This window comes from Chitinivibrio alkaliphilus ACht1 (assembly GCF_000474745.1).
Lineage (GTDB): Bacteria > Fibrobacterota > Chitinivibrionia > Chitinivibrionales > Chitinivibrionaceae > Chitinivibrio > Chitinivibrio alkaliphilus.
In genome coordinates, this window is sequence record NZ_ASJR01000017.1 from 13,990 (window position 1) to 35,194 (window position 21,205).

Genomic DNA, 21,205 nt, shown 5'->3' on the forward strand with positions numbered 1-21,205 from the left:
ATTTTCGAGATACTACTACTGCATTTGCTGACGAAGAAAGGCAGGAAACTCATTATCATCACGGGGAATGCCCGCTGCAGATGCTGTGCTTCGCTGGTCATTGCTTCTGTCACGAGAAAGCATTTCCTTCGTGCGACCACCGGACTGATGCTCTTTTCTCACCCAAGCGGGAGTTTCGATATCACGAGGATCAAAGTAATGGGGATTACTACGTGGTGACGGCGGCGTGGACGGTTCCACCTGTTCTCGTTCAACCCGTTCCCGTGAAACATCAACAATGGGCAAATCATCTGATGAAGATGCCGATCTTGCAGGCTCCGTAGTCTGTTGCTCATCGGTAACATTCATGGCCATTTTCTGTTGTACAGGGGGCTTTTTTTCCGTCTGTGCCCGCTCAACACTGCGGGGGCGTTGACCTTCCTGGGCAAACCCCGTGGCTACAACTGTTACCTGCACTCGACTTTCCATGGCTGGATCAATCATTGCACCAAATATAATATTTGTTTCAGAATCTTCTCCTACAAACTCATTGATACGTTGCTGTGCATCACTGACTTCATCAAGAGCCAAATCCATACCACCCGTAAAATTCACTAATAGTCCTCGGGCCCCAGAGATATTTATGTCCTCAAGAAGCGGTGAGTTGATCGCCTCTTCAGCAGCCTGAATAGCTCTGTTTTCCTTATCATCAGATTCACCAACACCCATGAGAGCATCACCCATATCTTTCATCACGGTTTTTACATCGGCAAAATCAACATTTACCAATCCCGGTTCGGTAATGAGCTTGGCAATCCCCTTGGTCGCATCATTTAAGACACGATCCGCTGTTTTAAATGCCTCAAGAATGGGCGTACCCTTCTCTACAATGGAAAGCAGCTTTTGGTTTTCAATAACAATAATGGTATCAACACATTTTTTAAGTTCCTCGATTCCAGAACGGGCATTCCGATCACGAACCTTGCCTTCAAAAAGAAAGGGTTTTGTAACCACCCCAATAGTGAGGATGCCCATATCTTTTGCCAAACGTGCAACCACCGGAGATGCACCTGTTCCGGTGCCACCACCCATACCGGCAGTAACAAACACCATATCAGCCGATTCAATTTCCTTGATGATCTCTTCTTCATTCTCTTCAATGGCAGCCTTTCCCACATCGGGGTTTGCTCCAGCACCAAGGCCCTTGGTTAACTTCTCACCAATCTGAATCCGTCGACTTGCCTTATTCTTATCCAAGGCTGCTGCATCGGTATTTATTGAGATAAATTCAACATCATCCAACCCATCATCAATCATACGGTTTACCGCATTACCGCCAGCTCCGCCAACTCCTACAACTTTAATTTTTGCTTCTGCATCAAACACTTGTTCCATGTCCATATCTGGCACAGTTCCTTTCGTGTTATTCATAGTTTCCCCCATATAACATATAATGTTTGTTTTATTCTTCAATAAGTTTCTAAAAATATTTCTGAAAAACCTCTTTTATCTTTACCCAAAGATCCTTAATTCCATCAACTTCAAGTCCTCCTCTTCCTTTTTCCGGTACATTTTCGATCTCCATACCATGCATACAAAGACCTATCCCTGTCGCATGTATGGGAGATTTTGCCACATCTATCAACCCTGTGAAATTTTGCGGATATCCAATTTTTACAGGATGTTCAAAGACCCGTTCCGCCACACTCTGTATCCCCTCAAGAAGTGAACCACCCCCCGTGAGGACAATTCCCGCACCAAGCATATCGTTATACCCAGACTGCTGTATTTCCCGGTAGGCGTAGTTTAATATTTCTTCTACTCGCGGCTCAATAATTGATGTAAGAATCTCCCGCGAAACCTGACGCTCTTCACGACCACCCACACCGGGCACGGGAAAATCTTCTCCCGTCTGGACAACACGCGGATCTGCACAGCCATACTTCTTTTTTATTTCTTCAGCCTTATCAATGGGCGTACGAATTCCAATGGCGATATCCTTAGTAACGTACTCTCCGCCAAGACCAATCACTCGTGTATCACGCAGGGAGTCATCAAGATAAATTGCAATATCTGTCGTTCCACCACCAATATCAATTAAGGCAACCCCGATCTCTCGCTCATCCTGTTCCAGAACAGACTTGCTGGAGGCAACAGGCTCAAGCACCACATCTGCAACCACAAACCCTGCCTTTTCCACACTTTTACAGATATTTTGTACACTTGTGGTTCCACAGGTAATAATATGTACATTTGTTTCTAATCGAACACCACTCATGCCAATGGGATCTTTAATGCCAATTTGATCATCAACAATGTAATCCTGTGGCACAATACTAATTGTTTCTCTGTCCTTAAGATTAGGTACGGCGCTTGCGTTGTCTATGGCGCGACGAACGTCTTCTTCCGTGATCTCTCCCCCATCACTTTTCACTGCCACAACACCAGATTTGTTAAACGACTGGACATGTTCCCCGGCAATTCCCACATACACCTCTGAGGTATCAACACCCGCAATCATCTCTGCTTCGCGGACAGCAGAACGAATTCCCTGTACAGTTTTATCAATATTAACCACAACGCCCTTGCGCAACCCGTGGGATGGGGCAACCCCGCGCCCGATAACCTTTGTTCCTCCATCAGTATCATGCTCTGCAATTATGCAGGCAATTTTGGTTGTTCCAATATCCAATCCAGCAAAATGCTTTGCCATATTCAAACTCTCCCCTATTTAATAAATGCCACATCATCATACGAGAGATCAATATACTCCCGTATTGTTAGATCACTCCCTTTGAGAAAATCAAAGAGGGTTTCCATATTCTCCACCACCTGCTCATTAAAGGAGTAGCCTACCCGTATTTCCGGACGAACCCCTTTCATCTCCAGTGCAATATGGGAGGAATTACTCATATCAACAGCCAGGATATGTGTAAAATGTCCCGTCGCACGAAGAATCTTTGCCAAGCGATTAAAACGACGGAGATCCTGCGGTATAATTTCATGTTCCCTCTCGTCTGTCACAGTATCACGAAGCCCATACACCACGGGAATGTCAAAATAATCCCCTGCAACAAAGGGCCAGAGTATTCCCTCTTTATTCATAAAATAGACCTGATGTCCAGTTACCATAAAGGCGTGGGGACGATGCTCTACCACCTCAATGGTAATATCTCGACTCAGTGAACGACGTACATGCGCTGTATCTATAGGATCAAGAGTAGAGAGCTTTCGGGCGATGGAGTCTACCTGCACCGAAAAAATTCCCATGGTTGTATCAAGACCACTATGACTGAGTAATGACTCCCGATCAACAAACCGGTTGCCGCGAACAATAAGGGTGTTCACCCTGAAGAATGGTTCAACAACAGTTATATACCACTCCGTATCGATAGCAGGAATGCCCCAGAAGAGCGCAACCATCAGGCTCAAAACAACACAGATGCGACGGCCCGGCTTTACCTGACTTACGCGGTCACGTCGCTCCAATCGTCGCTGCATCTGATTTGTTCCAATACGCTTTGCCATCACCCAATCTCCCGGAGAATTTCAGTGCCAAGCTTCCACACATCTCCTGCACCAAGAAGAAGGACATGATCACCTTGACGCACCCGCCCATGGAGATATGCCGGTGTTTCTTCCACAGAGAGGGCATATGCTTTTTTACCAAGACGAGAAATTTCATGGGCTAAACCTACGGAATCAACGTGTGGATCGTGAGCTTCACGTGCCCCATAAATAGGAAGAAGAAGCACCTCGAAGATATCATCTGAAGCAAGGGCTGTGACAAATTCATGCCACAACTGTTTTGTGCGACTGTATAAATGGGGCTGAAACACCACAAAAAGGCGTTCCGTACTCATACCGGCCATTGCTGACAAAGTAGCTGTAATTTCCGTAGGGTGGTGGGCATAATCATCATATACCGAAACCCCAGCCGCCGTACCAATATACTCCATGCGCCGCTTGACCCCGCCAAATTCAGCGAGTCCGTGACGCACTGCCTCAGGAGAGATACCCATCTCCAAGGCCACCACAGCAGCGGCCGCGCCATTCTGTATATTATGCCTTCCCACAAGAGGAAGTACGATATTTTCAAGGGAAATATCTGCGCCGTATATGGAAAAACAACTCTCATTCCCATGACATTCCACCTCTTCAATTCGATATGTTGCATCATGCGAATACCCGTATGTCACCATGGGTTTATCAAGAGTATCCCAAATAGCCCGCACCCCTGGATCATCAATGCACAGAACACCACATCCAAAAAAGGGTACACGGTGGAGAAACTGGGAAAAGGCATCCTGTATATCTGCAAGATCTTTGTAAATATCTAAATGGTCTTCCTCGATATTAGTCACTACAGCCATGGTAGGGTGCATTTCTAAGAAAGAACGATCATACTCATCTGCTTCAGCGACAAGATAGTTTCCCGAACCAACCATGGCGCCACTGGTGGTTCCACGGCCACGCAAAACCCCTCCCACAATAACTGTCGGGTCATATCCAGCACTCTCCAACACTGACCCGATAATAGACGTGGTCGTTGTTTTTCCATGGGTTCCGCTGATACCGATAGAGAAAGAGCTCCGCATGAGATCACCTAACATACCTGCCCGTTTCATGGTAGGAATGCCCCGTTCATGTGCCCACACAAGTTCTGATGTATCCTCCCGTACGGCACTGCTGTATACCACCAAATCAGCCCCACGCACAAGGTCCACCCCATGGCCAATCTGTACAGAAATACCCCAAGCACGTAATTGCAACACACCGTCACTGCATACACAATCACTTCCCGTAACCGTATATCCGCGGCGATGTAATACCTCCGCCATGGGAAACATTCCTGCTCCGCCAATACCAATAAAATGAATTTGTTGGTTACGCTTCATAATGACGCTCCACGGTTTTTATAATAGTTTCCGTGGCTTGGTACGGTGCTGCCATACGTGCCTTCTTTTGGCGAAGAGCATACTCTTCAGGATCTTCCTTAAAAAGATATTTATACATATCGATAACCTTTCGTCCAAGCCCGTCAGCTTGGGGCAAACAGGTCGCCCACCCTTCAGATTGGGCATTCATTGCATTATGATATTGGTGGTTATCGGCTGCCCATGGAAGAGGGATAAACAGGGCTGGAAGTCCAAAAAAGGCGCTCTCACTAATAGTCGCTGCACCGGCTCTGCCGATTACAAGAGAAGCAACTGCGTAATACGGATACATATCTTCAGTGTGTGCAAAGGGAAAGACGACCTTATTATACGCGTATCGTTGCGCTATTTTTTTATATGAGACTGTTCCCGTTTGCCACAAGACTTGTACTCCAAACCCCGAGATATAATCAATGGCTTCATAGAGAGCCTCATTCATAGATTGGGCCCCCTGACTCCCCCCTGTAATAAGAATTGTACGTTTCCCGCATACAAATCCTTCTGGGTAGAGATCCTGGGCGTACTCTCTTTTTCGAGGCCGAACGGGGGTGCCGCATATTATATCCTTTTCCAAAAGAGCAGGAAGCATTGATGGAATAAGGGGCATTCCAAGAAATATCGCTTCTGCCTTTTTGACAAAAGAACGATTCACAAACCCAAGAACACTATTCTGCTCATGCAGAAAATATGGTACCCCCCGCATACGACATGCTTGAAGAACCGGACCGCAAACATATCCCCCAAAGGCGATAACAACATTATATGATGTAATACGGGGAAACAGACGTGCGGTTGCTCGCACCATTTTCCAGATCGGACCTATACGGTCAAGAATACTCGTGCTTTGAAACCCTTCCACAGAAAGAACTTGTCTCGGTATTCCATATTTTTCAGCAAGGCTAGCCGTCCATCCACGATCTGTGGTAGCCCATTCGACAGTATGTCCCTGATCTTGTAATGCTGCAGCGACGGAAAGAGCAGGAAAAATATGACCTCCCGTGCCACCTGCTGCGATGAGAATGTTCATAGCACCTCCCGTGGTGCAAAGGTAGAAATATTTAGTAAAAGCCCCACACTGAAGATACTCACCATGAGGTTCATTCCGCCATAACTCATAAATGGCAAAGGTATTCCCGTTGTCGGCATTAATCCAATATTAACCGCCGTGTGTGCAACAAAATTCATCACTAAAAAAGCGGTTAGACCAAGGGCCAGATACGTCCCGGCCATATCATCGGCTTGACGAGCAATGCGAAATCCCCGCAGAAAGACAAGGATAAACAGAAACAGCAGTATTGCCCCTCCCACAAACCCAAACTCTTCTGCAAAGGAAGAAAAGATAAAATCGGTATGCGGCTCAGGAACAAAGCCTCTCTTTTGAATCCCCTGTCCCAGTCCCTGGCCGAAAATTCCGCCGTGTCCAATGGCATTTAAGGCTTGGCGTAATTGAAAATTACTATCCTGTACCCCCGCTTCACGATTAAAAAAAGCAGTCATCCGTTGTACACGGTACTCACGCTGATTCATATATACAATACCCACAAGGAGAGTTGATAAAAAGACAATCAGAAGGTGAGTCTTTCGCACCCCTGCCACAAAAAGCATTAGAAACCCTGCCAGAAAAATAAATACGGCACTGCTAAAATCAGGTGCCAAGGCGACAAGAAGCACCACTAAAAGGATAACTGCCCATAGCACCAAAAACTGCGGCAGGGTGCGAACCTGCTCTAAAGTTCGTTGTGACAAAATTTTCGCAAGTAGTAATACAAGCCCCAGCTTTGCAAATTCAGAAACCTGTAGGGCAAACCCAAAAATACTGATCCATCGTTTCGTATTATTGATTTCCGGGACCAGCGGTGTAAGAGCATACAGAAGCATGCATACTGATAGAAGATAGATCCATCCTCCCCACTGTACCACCTTTTTATAATTGACACACATAACTCCCACGGCCAAGATAACTCCCACAAGTCCTCGTTTTAACTGATTCACAACAAAAAAGGTTGGATTATTAAAACGATCTGTAGCAAATACGTAGGATGAGCTATAAAGCTGCACAAACCCAATAAAGACAAGAAGGAGTACTGCCACAAGAAGTACTACATCAATCTGTTTAACTCGTCCCATTATCACCCTCCCTTACCAACTGCTTAAAACGGTTTCCCCGCGCAATATAGTTGGGAAAAAGATCGAAGCTCGAACAGCCCGGAGAAAGCAGCACAACCTCTCCTGAATCAGCCATATTCGACGCCGCATGGAAGGCCTCTTCCATGGTAGAATACAGATGAGTAGGAGCGACATTATTCCAGTGGGTATACATCGTTCTCCCTGCTTCACCAAATAGATATAGTGAAATGGAACGGCCCCTTATAGCTTTGGCAACCTGTTTAAAATCACCACCTTTGAACCGCCCCCCCGCAAGGAGATGTATCTTCTGACCAGGGAATCCAGACAGGGCGGCACATACCGAGTCGAAGGTTGTTGACTTTGAATCATTAATATAGGTAACCCCCCTCACGGCAGTAACTCGTTCCATGCGGTGCGGAAGTCCGTGAAAGTTCGTAACAACCGACTCAAAGATATCACCGGGAACACCGTGAAGATAGGCTGCAAGAGCAGCGGCACAATAATTATCCTCATTATGAACTCCAGCAAGAGGAGCACCTTCCACAGACGCATAGAATGTTTTTTCACCTTCAGAAGTAAGAAAATATATGCGTGATTTATGTACATACATACCGGATTTTTCAGATGGAACGTCTCCAAAGTAGTATACCCGGTGGTTTACGAGGCTATTGCCCAGGGTAACCAACCGCTCCTGCCGACCTGAAAGAATCACCGCCCCGTCTTTTTCAGTCATGGTAACAACTCGCTCTTTGAGCTGTGCATACTCTTCAAAACTACTGTGCCGATCAAGATGATTAGGGAAGATATTTAAAACCATCGCCATGGAGGGGCAAAACTGTGCAACCCACTCCATTTGGAATGTGCTCACCTCACAAACCAAAATCCCCTCTTGCCCTGACTCCTCAACGGCATCAGTAAGCGGATATCCGATATTTCCACAGGCCGGACTTGCTGGATAAATAGTTTCTAAAAGCTTTGAGAGAAGACTGGTCACGGTACTTTTTCCTGCAGACCCCGTAATGGCAATAAGCGGGAGCGTGCTGCGTGATGCGCCAAATTCCAGCTCTCCGACAAGGGGAATGTGGGCCTCTTGTAGTTGCGTACATATGGGAGCATCAACAGGAATCCCCGGTGAAATAACGGCTTGAGATGCCGTAAAAACAGCAGCACTATGCCCACCCGCTTCCCAGGTGCAGCACTCGACAATACCAGCATCTGTTAACCGGGTACGAACCACCTCCACAGAAGCTGTATCACTGAGAATATGAGGTATGCCGTGATGTACGCAATATCGTGCAACAGCGCAGGCGCTTCTCCCGCTTCCAATAATGGCAATCTTTTTTGACATACTCACACCTCTCCCGTAAGAAAAGGAATTAGGGTTTCTAACTCACTTGCACGAGACCCTTTTAATAAGATTCGATCTCCCGGCGCAAGCAACTGGGGCGCTGCTGTAATAAAAGCATCTTTACTGGCAAAACAGTGGCATACTTCTTGATCCATCCCTGCCATCATCGCGCCTTCACAAAGGGCAGCACCGAACTCACCGATATGGATAATTACTTCCATCCCATATTCAGCCGCCGCTGCACCGCAGTTTCGATGTAAGGAGTCACTATACGCTCCTAATTCTGCCATGTCACCGCTAATACTCACCAAACGCCCCGAAGGCGCAGGCATGTCATGCATCATCTGAAACGCCGCGTTCATAGACGAGGGGTTTGCATTATAGCAGTCTAGTACCAATGTATATTGCCCTGTGTTTCGGACTTCTCCCCGAAGGGGAGCAGGACGCAGGGTTGCTAAGACACTACGAACCATATCAGAATCAACCCCCATGGATTCTGCAAGAGCAAGAGCAGGAAGCATGGCATACACAAAATGTCGTCCCGGCAAAGGGATATGAAAGTCCTCTCCATGATAGGTAAATCCATAGGTGCCTTCGGAAGTACAATAGACATTTTCAGCGCGTAAAGAAGCCGCCTCACTGGTTCCAAAGGTACACATTGTAAGCCCGGCATATGCACTATGACGCATTTGCTCCATACTATGAGAATCATCCCCATTAACGTAGAGTACGCCTTGATGAAGCCCTAAGACCTCAGCCAGCTCAAATTTTGCAGCAGCAGTCTTTTCTATTCCTCCAAAACACCCGACGTGAGCATACCCAATATTAGTAATTATCCCCATATCAGGCTCAAGAATTTCTGCAAGATCAAAGATTTCTCCGCCGTGGTTTGCGCCAAGTTCAAATACAGCTAAGTCCTCATGTCCTGTAAGACGAAGAATGGACAGGGGAAGCCCAATGTGGTTATTCCAATTACCTTCTGTTCCCCCCACGCGATAATTTTGCTCTAATATGGTGCGTAGAAACCGAGCTGTCGTAGTTTTTCCGTTTGAGCCGGTAATTCCGATACAGGGAATATCAAGATATCGACGATATGCACGGGCTGCTGCACTCACCGCCTCAAGGGGATTATGAACAAGCAAAACACGATCTCGGAACGCCCCTGGTATTTTTTCCAGAGAAGAAACAATGGCAGCACACGCCCCCTGCTCCAAAGCAGTAACCACATAGTCATGTCCATCACGTTCTTCACCGGGCAGGGCAAGAAAGAGATCTCCCGGAGTAATCTTTCGTGAATCCATCCAAATATCAGGTAAAGAACGGGCTCCCAAAGAGGAAACAATTTCCCTTTCTACGCCCATCCACAAAGCAAAATCAGAAATAGTTACAGGACGTGAACTCATCGACGCGCCTCCAGTCGTTGCCATGCACGGCTCACTTCTTCACGATCATCAAAATGATACTTTTTAGTACCAATTTCTTGATATGTTTCATGTCCCTTCCCGGCAACCAAGACAACATCTTCATCTCCTGCCTTGTCTAAGGCCGTCTCAAGAGCAATTCGTCGATCCTCAATCATCTTGAACGGAGCATCTGCTGGAACACCATCTGCAATATCCCGGAGGATACCCGCAGGATCTTCTGTTCGGGGGTTATCACTCGTAATAATCGTATAATCGCTGTAACGGGCTGCCACGGCGCCCATGCGAGGACGCTTGCCCCGATCCCTATCGCCGCCAGCACCGAAAACAAGGATGAGGCGTCCCTTTGTCAGTTTTCGTACGGTGGTAAGAACATTCTCCAAGGCATCGGGCGTATGTGCATAATCTACCACAACTTGAAATGACGCAGCTTCCAGGGTAACTTTTTCCATTCGTCCAGGAACCGGTTCCAGCTGATCAAACACCCTTTGGATTAGCGCTGAAGAATACCCCTGGAGCAAGAACGCTCCCGCAGCTGCCGTAAGATTATACACCGTAAAGTCTCCCGTAAGAGGAGAAGAAAAGGGTATTGTCTCTCCCCGGAAGGAAAGACGAAAAAACACTCCATCCCAGCTACTATGTTTTTCGGTAATAGAGAAATCAACTTCGGCAGTACATCCGTAGGTATATACAGCGCCAGATAATTCTTTGGCAAGCCGTTTTCCATAGGGATCATCCCTATTGATCAATGCATACCCATCACTCTTTAGGTGATGGGTAAAAAGTGTCTTTTTCGCCTGAAAATACGATTCCATGGAGTCATGGAAATCTAAATGATCTTGGGTAAGATTTGTAAACAGGGCAATATCAAAGAGAATACCTCGAACCCGCTGAAGAGACAGGGCATGAGAAGAAACCTCCATGACAAGAGCCTCGGGAGCAGGATCTGCTGTACCAATTTCGCGAGCAAGATCAACAAACTCTGGTGTTGTACGTCCCGTATCAACATACCGTTCTCCATACCAGTTTCCAAGCGTACCAATCTGCCAAACTGTTGATTGTGAAAAGTGGGAAACGCACAAAGCGCGCAGCACCGTTGCAATGGTTGTTTTTCCGTTAGTACCTGTCACGGCAAAGCTCTTCATGGAAGAAAAATCAATCGACCAAAGCTTTTTGGCAACGTCTGCCATGGCTGCACGAACATCCGTAACGGTGACCCAGCCATGGGTACACCCCTCAGGGCATGATCGTTCCGAAAGAACCGCCACAGCCCCCTTTGCTCGAGCATCAGAAATGTAGTCATGCCCATCACAGGAAAAGCCCGCAATGGCAACAAAAAGTGTGTCGGGAACAACCCTGCGCGAATCATAGGTAATGGAACGAATATCTACTCCGTCCATATTATGCACAGCAAGAACAAATTCATTCGTTTTCAGAAAAGTATCTATCTTCATACTCTTTTTCTCCAAATAATGTACATACGGGCGCTCCTTGAATCACTTCTCCTGCCGTAGGAGATTGAGCAACCACTGTTCCACGTCCGGAAAAGTAGGGGGTAATCCCCTCTAGGCTCAGGGTATTTATCGCATCTTTCATGGATCGTCCAACACAATTGGGCATCACCTGAATATCCGTATCTTCAAGAGACGTGCTCGTAAAGAGAAGCACGGGGCTATTATCGATAATCCTACTTCCAGCTTTGGGAGTTTGATTTACAACAAATTCACCGTTTCCAACAAATTCAAAGGAAATCTCCTTTTCAAGACATGCAGATACAGCTTCACTTCGTGTTTTGTCCTGTAGATCTGGATAGGTTCGTACAGAACGCGGAGCGACCGAAGCTGTTGCATCATCCCAGTCACGTAACCCGTAATCAAGATTAGGAGAATGGGCAATACGGGTAAAGATATCTGCCACTGCCGGAGCAGCCACAGCCCCACCTCCCTTTGCATCTTTAGGTTCATCCACCACGACAGCAGCCACCAGGCGAGGCTCATCCACCGGTGTCATGCCCACAAAGGATGAGAGCACCTTATCGGTACTGTACAAACCCGTTTCAGGATCAATTTTTTCACTTGTCCCCGTTTTACCCCCCATGGTCGTTACATCATAGGTTGCCCTTCGGGCTGTACCGTGTGTTACCACTCCTTCTAAAATCTGCCGCACCTCATAGGCTGTCTGCGGAGAAATAACCTGGCGAAGTACCGTCGTATCTGCCGTACGCACCACCTCACCATTTTGATCGTTTATGGTATGAAAAATACGGGGACGTACTAAATATCCACCATTTGCAATGGCATTTGTCGCCGTGACTAACTGCAATAAGGTCGCTGAGAATTCATGTCCAAAAGAGATTGTCGCGGGAGTTCGCCCAGACCATGTATTATACGGTCGAACAACCCCTCGCTCTTCTCCCGGAAGGACAATGCCGGTTCTGCTGCCAAATCCAAAATCAGTCAGATACTGATACATTCTCTCTCGTCCAAGAGAATCTCCGATTTGGGCAAAACAGACATTACTTGAATACCAAAAGGCCTCTTCAAGAGAAAGTGTGTCAAAGGGACGGTGATCACGGATTACTTCACCATAAATCTCAAAGACCCCCTGCCGTCCGTCAAGACTGTCCCCAGGAGCATACAACCCTTCTTCTAAAGCAGCGGCAAGGGTGAGTGTTTTAAAGGTAGAACCTGGTTCATAACTTACTGAAATAGGAAGATTTCTCCGATCTTCTCCAGAAAACATCCACCAATATCCCGGATTAAACCCATTATCAGATGCCATGGCAAGAACATCTCCACTATGGGGCTCCATAACCACCGCAAAAGCTCTTTTGGCTTCATAGGTCGTGCACACCTGAGCAAGAACATCTTCCACAATGGCCTGTATCTCCGTGTCAAGGGTAAGACGAACATCCATCCCATCTATGGTGGGCATGCTATCTTCTCCGAGAATCTGAAAGAGTCTCCGCTGCCCATCATATCGATATCGACTATACCCCGACTCACCGGAAAGATAGTGATTAAAGCTGTATTCAACACCACCCCAGCCCTTATCACGGCCAGTCCATCCAATTACAGGAGAAGCAAGATTTGCATAATTATAAATGCGATTTACATATATCTCACCCTGATCAATTGCCTCCTCGGCAATGCGAACACGAACATTCCGATCCAAGCTTTTTGCCAAGACCCGTCCATTTCTATCAAGGACTCTCCCCCGACGCGGCTCAAGGACAATACGAGCAGAGGTTTGATTTTGAATAATTGCAGAAAACTCATCACTTCGTACTATCTGCATATTAAAAAGATACGACAGGACAACAACAGCGTAGATACACAAAAGAATCTGTGTACTCTTTAAACGCCGTGATACTCCTTGATCGAGGGTCATTCTAAGGGCCGTAAGAGCTTTTCAAAAAAATCCCTGGTGCTACTCCGCCTGCTCGTTTCCTGCGAAGATCTCTCACGTCGAACATAGAACGTATTTTCCATGGTCGCCTCTTCTAAATCGTCAAAGAGAGCACGATACTCCCCCAGTCTTCGCGGGTGTGTCAAGTGAGAAATTTCAACCCCCATGGCAGCAATACGGCTTTGCAACTCTCGAAGCTCTTGCCGAAGAGTTATCTCTTCGCGAGTCAACACATGGGCACGCCCTTCCTTCCAAACAGAACCTACGAAGGGAACCAACACCACCCCACACCAAAAAAACGCCGTCACCACGGCACGGAATACTCGCAGGGGAAGAACCATCATACCCGCACCCCTCCCCGTAATTTAGCACTTCGAGCACGGCTATTACGCGCAATTTCTTCCGACGATGCAACCACGGGCTTGCGTGTAAGGGCTCGCATCCGAGCATTGTTTCCACCACAAGTGCATACAGGTACATGGGCAGGACAATGACAGCTTTTTTCTGCAGAACGAATAAAGTTTTTTACAATCCTATCTTCCAGAGAGTGGTAAGAAATCACCGCAATGCGACCTCCGGGAGAAAGATAGTGAAGAGAATGTTCTAAAACCTGCCGCAACTCAGCAAGCTCATCATTTACTTCTATACGAAGGGCTTGAAAAATCTTGGAAAGCGCCTTGGGAGAAATACGAGGATACTCCTGTTCAAGCAAGGATACAAACTCCCCCGTGGTATGTACAGGCATGGTTTTGCGATACCGACAAATGCAATCTGCCATTTTGGCAGCTCCACGCACTTCTCCATATTCACGAAGAATCGTACCTAACTGCTTTTGACTATATTCAGAGAGGACCGTTTCCGCAGAAAGGGGGCTCGACCGATCCATCCGCATATCAAGGGGGGCATCCATACGATAACTAAACCCGCGGGGCCCCGCGTCAAACTGATGAGATGATACGCCAAGATCAAGGAGAATCCCCGATACAGAAGAAATTTGTAAAGAGTGCAGTGTTTCGGGAAAATCCTTAAAACAGCGCTTATCAAGATGTACTGATTCAATCTGTTCTTCCTTCAGTCGTCGCGAAACCTCCGCAAGGGCATCTTCGTCACGATCGATACCAATCACCATCCCCTCACTCCCCATAGCACGGGCCATGGCAAGGCTATGTCCTCCGCCGCCGAGTGTTCCATCGAGAAAGACTCCGCCCGAAGCAACATCGAGTAGCTCCAGACACTCCGGAAGAAGCACAGGGGTGTGATATCTACTCATGTTCAAACTCCGCAGCTGCTGAATAAAAAAGCTCATCAAAATCCTCGGTATCCTGCACGAGGGCATCAGGATGAATTACTTCAATAAAATCTCCCATGCCTACGAGGGCCACCTTCGACGCTGTCCCTACATGGGATAACTGTTTTCCTGAAATGGTTATCCGTCCTTGCGAATCAATCACGGAGTCAGTCATAGAACGATACACCATGGAGTAATACTTCAGATTCTTCGGAGTTTTGGGTAAACGAGCCAGTTTTTCGGCCTCTGCTTGCCAAACATCTTCAGGGTAAATCCAAAGTGCGTTATTGGGGGCCATACGAATGTACAAGGTTGTGTCGGAACAGGAATCAATGGAACGACGAAACTTTGCCGGCACGTTAACACGCCCCTTAGAATCTACAGAGTATTCATACGTTCCAATAAATCGATTTATCACACTATCACCCACTATCACCCACAATTTCCCATTTCACATAGAATATACCATATCCAAAGGGTAAATCAAGAGAAAATGTCAACTTTTTTCAACAAAAAAAACGCCGTGGCAGACGCACGGCGTTAAGAGAAAACAACGTAAAAGTATCTCAGTACAAAAAGGGGAGTTATGAACCCTCAAGCTCTCCCAAAAAACCTACTCTTCATAGTGCAAATGCAGGTCTATCTCCATGGAGGGGCGAAAGATAAAGCATGCCTCAATAAAACTCATCAATCGATGCTCTTTTTTAGTACCCGAAAACCCGTAAGGCTCTACAGGCTGAGATTTAAAGTTTCTATCCAAAACCCCACTTTCAGAGATATCTTGAAATACAAACAGGGCATAGACATCTCCTACCGTGAGATTATGAAAACTTCCCCGAAGAGTATCTGTCACAACAGACTCCGCAGATATCACGGTCTTTTTATATGCCCGTGAAAAATCTCCAAACCCATACTCATCGCGATACAGGGCTATATAGAGATCTCCCTTCTCTGGAAGATGACCCGTAATAGTCACCCCCAGAGAAGCGGCCGACAAAAAGGCCACTAAACAAACCAGCCAGAGGCACAATTTCATACGTAACTCCTTAGACTATTGCAAAAAAACTCGCGTCGCACCATCACCGCCTTCGGCTCCGGATACATATTTGTAAGAATCTACACGGTGAGCCCAGTCAGTATCGAAACTTTGACGCAACCGTTGTCGTAACACATCACTGCCGTGATTCCCCCGTCCGTGAATAAGCAATACCTGTGTAACCCCATCGTTACGAGCAGTTGCAAAAAGATCAGCCACAGCTTTTCGTGCTTCCTCCCAACTCTTTCCATGCAAATCAAGCCGCTGCTCCATGGCCCGCCCCTTGCGATACACCGAGGACTTTGTTCGAGGGGAGTTGTGTACATAAAACTCCTCCTTTTCGGCACCCAAAAAACCTTTTTGCTCTACATACTCTAATATGGCAGCTTGCTCCGGTCGTAAGGACATCTCCTCTTCCCAAAAGGGAGTTTCCTGATATTCTGAGACCACCGATGAATCCTGCTTCTTTCCTTTGGGTGGTGTTTTTTTAGGGAATCATCTGAAGAACAATGACGCTCCGACTCTTCAGAACACCTCTCTTGTACCGCAAGAAACTCCTCATACAACTCTTCCTGCATTATTTCATCACACTCCTCAGTATGAGAATTCTGACGAGAGAGACAGCGGAAAAGGTCACGGAGCATTCTCTGCATATTAAGCCTTTCCCGCCACCGCATGAACCGTTTCTTCTTTCCACTCTAGAAAAGAGTTATCCACAATCCGTCGACGTGCTTCTGCCACTAAATTTACATAAAAATGGATATTGTGCAAAGAAAGAAGACGAAGCGCTAAAATCTCACCGGCTTTATACAAATGCCGCAAATAAGCACGACTAAAATGCGTACACGTATAACAGGTACATGCCGGATCAAGGGGGGTAGAAAAATCGAGCCTATGCGCACTATTTTTAATATTCAAACGTCCTTGACTGGTAAAAACCGAACTGTTTCGTGCATTCCGCGTCGGCATAACACAGTCAAACATATCAATACCGGCGCCAATAGCCTCTAGAATATTTTCGGGCTTCCCGACTCCCATTAAATATCGCGGTTTGTCAACAGGAAGAAGTGACGCGGTATAACGGGATATATCATATAGTTGTTGTGTACTTTCACCGACGGCAAGACCGCCAATGGCATACCCGGGAAAATCCATGGCAACAAGCTTCTCTGCGCAGTAGGCACGATAGTCGCGATGAATACCTCCCTGGACAATGCCAAACAGAGCTTGTTCATATCCGAAATGGAGCGGAAGGCGGTGGTGAGCTTCCAGAGATCGTTCAGCCCAACGAAGCGTTCGTTCAACCGCTGCATAAATAACTTCACGCGAAGCGGTTGAAGACGGGCACTCATCAAAGGCCATGATAATATCAGCCCCAATATTATGCTCTATTTCCATTACCTTTTCCGGTGAGAAGAAGTGACGCGATCCATCTAAGTGAGACGAAAACTCAACCCCCTCCTCGGTAATACGAGAAATATCTTTCAAGGAAAAAACCTGAAATCCACCGGAATCAGTAAGAAGTGCCCCCCCCCAGTTTTCAAAGCGGTGCAAACCACCGGCACTGCGAATAACCTCACTACCGGGACGCAAATGCAGATGATACGTATTCCCTAAAATTATGGAAGCCCCTGTCTGAGAAACATCATGCGGAGAAAGTGTTTTCACACATCCCTGGGTACCCACAGGCATGAAAACCGGAGTTTCTACCGGACCGTGATCTGTATAAAAGACGCCCGCACGAGCATCTCCACTGCGCCCGTGTAGCTCAAATGAAAAGGTATTTCCCACAATCTATCCTTACTGCCATACAACAAGATTAAAGAAGTCATTAAATATATTTTGTGAACCACAGATAATGCCCCGAGATTTCAAATTCATTTCACCTCCATCAATATCTGCCATACCCCCGCCTGCTTCCCGCAGTATACAAAGCCCTGCAGCAAAATCCCACGGATGTAGTTCATACTCAAAAAATGCGTCAAATCGTCCGGCTCCTGTCCAACAAATATCAAGGGCCGCACTCCCCGTTCTACGCAACCCGCGAATATTATGGTGAAACAAAGCCTGCACTGTATCAAGGGTTTTTCGCATCATTTCACCTCGATCGTAATAAAAGCCTGTGCAAATAAGGGCTTGAGACCAGCCTGTTCGTTGCGAAACAACCATGGGTTGACCATTCAAAAAGGCGCCTTTTCCCCGTTCTGCGTAAAACAGTTCATCACGGGAAGGGTCATATACAGCCCCGACCTGCACCACACCATTCTGTGCATAGGCGATGGAAACACTATAATGGGGCATACCGCAAGAAAAATTATTGGTGCCATCAAGGGGATCAACAACCCACAGATGCTCTGCATGCAAATCAACCTGCTCTGCAGACTCTTCACCCAAAAAAAGATGCGTAGGATATGCCTCTGCAATAGCGGTACGAATGTATGCTTCAGCAGCATAGTCAGCTTCTGTTACTGTATTGATAGCGGAACCTTTTTCTGAAATGTGAGCAACACCGTAATAGTCCTGCACTATTTTTCCAGCGCTACGAATAATCTCCGTGAGAAACTCTTCCATGACTCCTCCAATAAAAAAAGGCCGAAGCTACTGCTCCGGCCTTTATATTAACGTCGTCCGTATACGATCTTTTCTTTCTTTTCACTCTTCTCTTCACTGCGAGGTGCTTCAGTCTTTTCGGGAGTAACCTTTGCTGGAGCAGCCTCTTTCCGAGGAGCCTGTACTTCATCACGAGCCTTTGGCGCAGTTGGAGCCGGAGCCTTCGGCGTTTCTTTCCGAGGAGCTCTGTTGGCGTTTGATGCATCATTGTTCTCGCTCGTCTTCTTATTTGACGAAGTGTCTTTCCGCACATTTTTCTGAGACGGACGGCTCTGCTGCTGAGATCCACCCTTCCCGCCTCTTGCATTAGCAGTATTTTTCTTCAACTCACGATTAATATCACGTAAGGATTTATCCGGAGAACTTACCTTTGGCGTAGTATCTTTCTGAGTATTTTGGCGTCTATTTCCGCCAGATGATCCATCTTTGCTTCCGCCAGATCCGCGTCCACCCCGTCCCTGCGTATTATTTCGATTATTTCGGGGGGCTCCACTTCTCTGGCCATTACCACCCTTTGAATCATTTCCCCGACCTTTTCCGCCAGAGCGAGAATCGCGTTTATTCGAATTCTGTTTTTTTGTGTTGCGATTATTTTGTTGCCGTCTATTGGCAAAGGATTTCTTAAAATCCTCTAAGCTGTTATCCAGCTGTGAAAGCTTGATAAGAATAACAATCTGCAAGACTGCAAGAATTATTACGACAGCAAATAAAGCATGGTTTTCCATAAAATCTTTCTCCATTACATGTTCTGTAAAAGCCTCATTACGTATAATCAATAGATAGGTCTATCCAGTAAAGGCTGATGCTGCATTGGTTGCGAGGCTCTAAATATAGACTCAACACACTCCGTACCATGTTTTTTTACGTAATCAACGGAATATTCACGCAGCCTTTATATGTACCTGTTTTAAATATTTCAAAGAGCCGGCCTTACAATTCTATATCACCAATACCATCAGACATATCTTTTACTTCATCTATTCGTTCTAGATATTGATTGATACGATGCACACAACGTGCAGAAATCAATAATTTTGCCCAAATGAAGAAGAGAATGAGACCGAAAAAAAACAACACTAAAATCCAAAGCCACTGAATGGTTTCAGCCATACATCTCTTCTCCCAACAAAAATATGTTATCCCACAGGAAGATATCAGAATAAATTAAAAATAATATTCCCATGGGACCAACTCACTAAAAATTCGTTGCGGTATTCCGCGTGTTATAGAAACGATCTATTACCGAAATTGTTTCTTCCACATCATCTGTTATATGAAGTAAGCCCGTGTCTTCAGGGCTAATATACTTGCTCTCAAGCATCACCGTTTCAATCCAATCAACCATGCCTTTCCAATACTCTTTCCCCATAAGGACAAGAGGAAGCTGTGGTGTTTTTTGTGTTTGGATTAAGGTAAGGGTTTCAAACATTTCATCAAGAGTACCATACCCACCGGGCAAAATAACCACTGCGGCAGCATAGCGGAGAAACATCACCTTACGAACGAAAAAATAGCGAAAATGCATCTCCACATTCTGATACGCATTGGGAGTTTGCTCAAAGGGAAGCTCTATATTAAGGCCAATAGAGTCGCCTCCTCCATCGCGGGCACCTCGATTAGCCGCTTCCATAATACCCGGACCACCTCCGGTAATTACACCATACCCGTGCTCTGCCAAACTTCGAGAAAGGTTCATTGCCATCTTGTAATACGGTTCTTCTTCCCGAGTACGGGCTGAACCAAACACAGAGATACAGGGACCACGATTCGATAGTGTCTCTATACCCTCAACAAACTCTGAAATAATTCGAAACATTCTCCATGTTTCTTCTACATCATGACGATCCGCTTTTGCAACCATAGAATCCTCCAGGATAAACACAGGAAGTGTAACCGTTCTATTCTACAATACTGCGTAAAAAACAACAAGAAGTTTTCTCATATCTCTTTTATTTTCAGTCTGTACTATCTTCTAACGCAGCTTCATATCCATCCCAACTGCGTATTAAGCTCCCCAATCGATTCCAACGTATTTTTGCAGGAAGAAGAAACCATGGAACATCTTCTTCAAGTGAAAAATAGATAATAAACGCTTGAGCTTTTACAAAATTATCGTTCACAAACCCCCAAAAACGAGAATCTGAAGAATTGTCGCGATTATCACCCACGGCAAAATAATTATCATTCTGTACTACATATTCTTGGATCTCCGTACCATCAATCGTAAGGGTCTGCCCAATAGTTAGGGTATCATCGGGATAATAGTAGGAAAAGCGCTTTTCGATTTCCTCAAAAACCAAGACATAGTTAAACCAGTAAAAATGAGGGTTTTGATCAATCAGATCAAACCATTCAGAGGAAAAACGAAAACGACTAATAATGTCATAAGGCCACATATTGTCAGAGACAAACTGGTTCCCAAACTCTTGCTGCGCATCTCCGTTTACTTTGAAGGTGTAGTAGTCCCGTATGCGTTTTCTTGGATTCTCTTGATGAATCAACCGCTTGTAGAAGAGAAATTCTCGCAAGGGCGCATTGACAAGATCGAGGGTATCTCCACGGCCAGGAATATACAAGGGGTCAAACTCTTCTATCAATCGATTATAGGGCTCAACAAAGGAAAATTGACCGTTCTGCAAAAATTGAGCTGAGTCAGGGGGCAACGTGCGAACACTATTAATATACATATCAGCACCATCAAACCACACCGTATCACCAGCAACCGCTACAAAGCGCTTGATATAGTCTTTACGCTCCGGCCCAGGGTATTTAAAAATAACCACATCCCCCCGTTGTGGGGTTCGGATACCGGGAAATTTGAGGTAGGTAAAGGGAATAACCGGTGCACCATACACAAATTTTAGCCCTAGAAGGAAATCACCGGCAAGCAGAGATCCCTCCATTGATTTGGTAGGAATAGTAAAGGCCTGTATGACATAAATAATAAAAATTAATGCCGTAGCAAGAGCAGAAATCATCTCTTTACTAAAATTTAAGATCCCTTCTTTTTCCCCTCTTCGGCCGCTCTTGGTCATGATATATCAACTCCTG

Annotated in this window: 21 protein-coding genes; all 21 read right to left on the reverse strand. The window is 46.1% G+C overall.

The genetic code is table 11. The features are described from left to right. Window positions 1–15: 15 nt before the first annotated feature. Window positions 16–1,410 (reverse strand): cell division protein FtsZ, encoded by a 1,395-nt coding sequence (gene ftsZ / locus CALK_RS08785; RefSeq protein WP_022637331.1) that lies wholly within the window; start codon window positions 1,408–1,410, stop codon window positions 16–18. 49 nt (window positions 1,411–1,459) lie between these two features. Then, window positions 1,460–2,692: a cell division protein FtsA gene (gene ftsA, locus CALK_RS08790; protein ID WP_022637332.1), complete on the reverse strand. Its 1,233-nt coding sequence runs from the start codon at window positions 2,690–2,692 to the stop codon at window positions 1,460–1,462. 14 nt (window positions 2,693–2,706) lie between these two features. Beyond that, window positions 2,707–3,507, reverse strand: coding sequence for a cell division protein FtsQ/DivIB (locus CALK_RS08795; RefSeq protein ID WP_022637333.1), 801 nt, complete (start codon window positions 3,505–3,507; stop codon window positions 2,707–2,709). After that, on the reverse strand, window positions 3,507–4,877 hold the full coding sequence (gene murC, locus CALK_RS08800; protein ID WP_022637334.1) for a UDP-N-acetylmuramate--L-alanine ligase: 1,371 nt from the start codon (window positions 4,875–4,877) through the stop codon (window positions 3,507–3,509). Before murC ends, CALK_RS08795 begins: the two co-directional genes overlap by 1 nt. Next, window positions 4,867–5,943, reverse strand: a complete 1,077-nt coding sequence (locus CALK_RS08805; protein WP_022637335.1) for a UDP-N-acetylglucosamine--N-acetylmuramyl-(pentapeptide) pyrophosphoryl-undecaprenol N-acetylglucosamine transferase — start codon at window positions 5,941–5,943, stop codon at window positions 4,867–4,869. The genes murC and CALK_RS08805 overlap by 11 nt, the downstream gene beginning before the upstream one ends. Next, entirely contained in the window at window positions 5,940–7,043 is a 1,104-nt protein-coding gene (locus CALK_RS08810; protein ID WP_022637336.1) for an FtsW/RodA/SpoVE family cell cycle protein, read from the reverse strand. Before CALK_RS08810 ends, CALK_RS08805 begins: the two co-directional genes overlap by 4 nt. Continuing rightward, window positions 7,030–8,391, reverse strand: coding sequence for a UDP-N-acetylmuramoyl-L-alanine--D-glutamate ligase (gene murD / locus CALK_RS08815; RefSeq protein WP_022637337.1), 1,362 nt, complete (start codon window positions 8,389–8,391; stop codon window positions 7,030–7,032). Before murD ends, CALK_RS08810 begins: the two co-directional genes overlap by 14 nt. Window positions 8,392–8,393: 2 nt before the next feature. After that, entirely contained in the window at window positions 8,394–9,794 is a 1,401-nt protein-coding gene (locus CALK_RS08820) for a UDP-N-acetylmuramoyl-tripeptide--D-alanyl-D-alanine ligase (protein WP_022637338.1), read from the reverse strand. Continuing rightward, window positions 9,791–11,266 (reverse strand): UDP-N-acetylmuramoyl-L-alanyl-D-glutamate--2,6-diaminopimelate ligase, encoded by a 1,476-nt coding sequence (locus tag CALK_RS08825; protein WP_034637589.1) that lies wholly within the window; start codon window positions 11,264–11,266, stop codon window positions 9,791–9,793. The genes CALK_RS08820 and CALK_RS08825 overlap by 4 nt, the downstream gene beginning before the upstream one ends. Further along, window positions 11,235–13,202 carry a penicillin-binding protein gene (locus tag CALK_RS12300; protein WP_022637340.1) on the reverse strand — a complete coding sequence of 656 codons (1,968 nt, stop codon included), beginning with the start codon at window positions 13,200–13,202 and terminating at the stop codon, window positions 11,235–11,237. The genes CALK_RS08825 and CALK_RS12300 overlap by 32 nt, the downstream gene beginning before the upstream one ends. Beyond that, window positions 13,199–13,564, reverse strand: coding sequence for a hypothetical protein (locus tag CALK_RS08835; RefSeq protein WP_022637341.1), 366 nt, complete (start codon window positions 13,562–13,564; stop codon window positions 13,199–13,201). Before CALK_RS08835 ends, CALK_RS12300 begins: the two co-directional genes overlap by 4 nt. Further along, entirely contained in the window at window positions 13,561–14,490 is a 930-nt protein-coding gene (rsmH, locus tag CALK_RS08840) for a 16S rRNA (cytosine(1402)-N(4))-methyltransferase RsmH (RefSeq protein ID WP_022637342.1), read from the reverse strand. Before rsmH ends, CALK_RS08835 begins: the two co-directional genes overlap by 4 nt. Then, window positions 14,483–14,926 (reverse strand): division/cell wall cluster transcriptional repressor MraZ, encoded by a 444-nt coding sequence (locus CALK_RS08845; RefSeq protein WP_162146724.1) that lies wholly within the window; start codon window positions 14,924–14,926, stop codon window positions 14,483–14,485. The genes rsmH and CALK_RS08845 overlap by 8 nt, the downstream gene beginning before the upstream one ends. A gap of 195 nt (window positions 14,927–15,121) precedes the next feature. Beyond that, complete coding sequence (locus CALK_RS08850; RefSeq protein ID WP_022637344.1) at window positions 15,122–15,544, reverse strand: DUF2141 domain-containing protein; 423 nt, start codon at window positions 15,542–15,544, stop codon at window positions 15,122–15,124. A gap of 15 nt (window positions 15,545–15,559) precedes the next feature. Next, window positions 15,560–15,952, reverse strand: coding sequence for a Smr/MutS family protein (locus tag CALK_RS12305; protein ID WP_155851839.1), 393 nt, complete (start codon window positions 15,950–15,952; stop codon window positions 15,560–15,562). A gap of 246 nt (window positions 15,953–16,198) precedes the next feature. Continuing rightward, the gene (gene tgt, locus CALK_RS08860; RefSeq protein ID WP_022637346.1) at window positions 16,199–17,335 is read right to left on the reverse strand and encodes a tRNA guanosine(34) transglycosylase Tgt; all 1,137 of its coding nucleotides are present in this window, start codon (window positions 17,333–17,335) and stop codon (window positions 16,199–16,201) included. 9 nt (window positions 17,336–17,344) lie between these two features. After that, complete coding sequence (locus CALK_RS08865; protein ID WP_022637347.1) at window positions 17,345–18,115, reverse strand: inositol monophosphatase family protein; 771 nt, start codon at window positions 18,113–18,115, stop codon at window positions 17,345–17,347. Between the two features lie 47 nt (window positions 18,116–18,162). Then, window positions 18,163–18,879, reverse strand: coding sequence for a hypothetical protein (locus CALK_RS08870; protein WP_155851840.1), 717 nt, complete (start codon window positions 18,877–18,879; stop codon window positions 18,163–18,165). A gap of 205 nt (window positions 18,880–19,084) precedes the next feature. Further along, entirely contained in the window at window positions 19,085–19,264 is a 180-nt protein-coding gene (locus CALK_RS08875; RefSeq protein ID WP_022637349.1) for a hypothetical protein, read from the reverse strand. 85 nt (window positions 19,265–19,349) lie between these two features. Next, entirely contained in the window at window positions 19,350–20,015 is a 666-nt protein-coding gene (locus CALK_RS08880) for an LOG family protein (protein ID WP_022637350.1), read from the reverse strand. Window positions 20,016–20,109: 94 nt separating this feature from the next. Beyond that, window positions 20,110–21,189 (reverse strand): signal peptidase I, encoded by a 1,080-nt coding sequence (gene lepB, locus CALK_RS12310; RefSeq protein WP_022637351.1) that lies wholly within the window; start codon window positions 21,187–21,189, stop codon window positions 20,110–20,112. Window positions 21,190–21,205 lie beyond the last annotated feature (16 nt).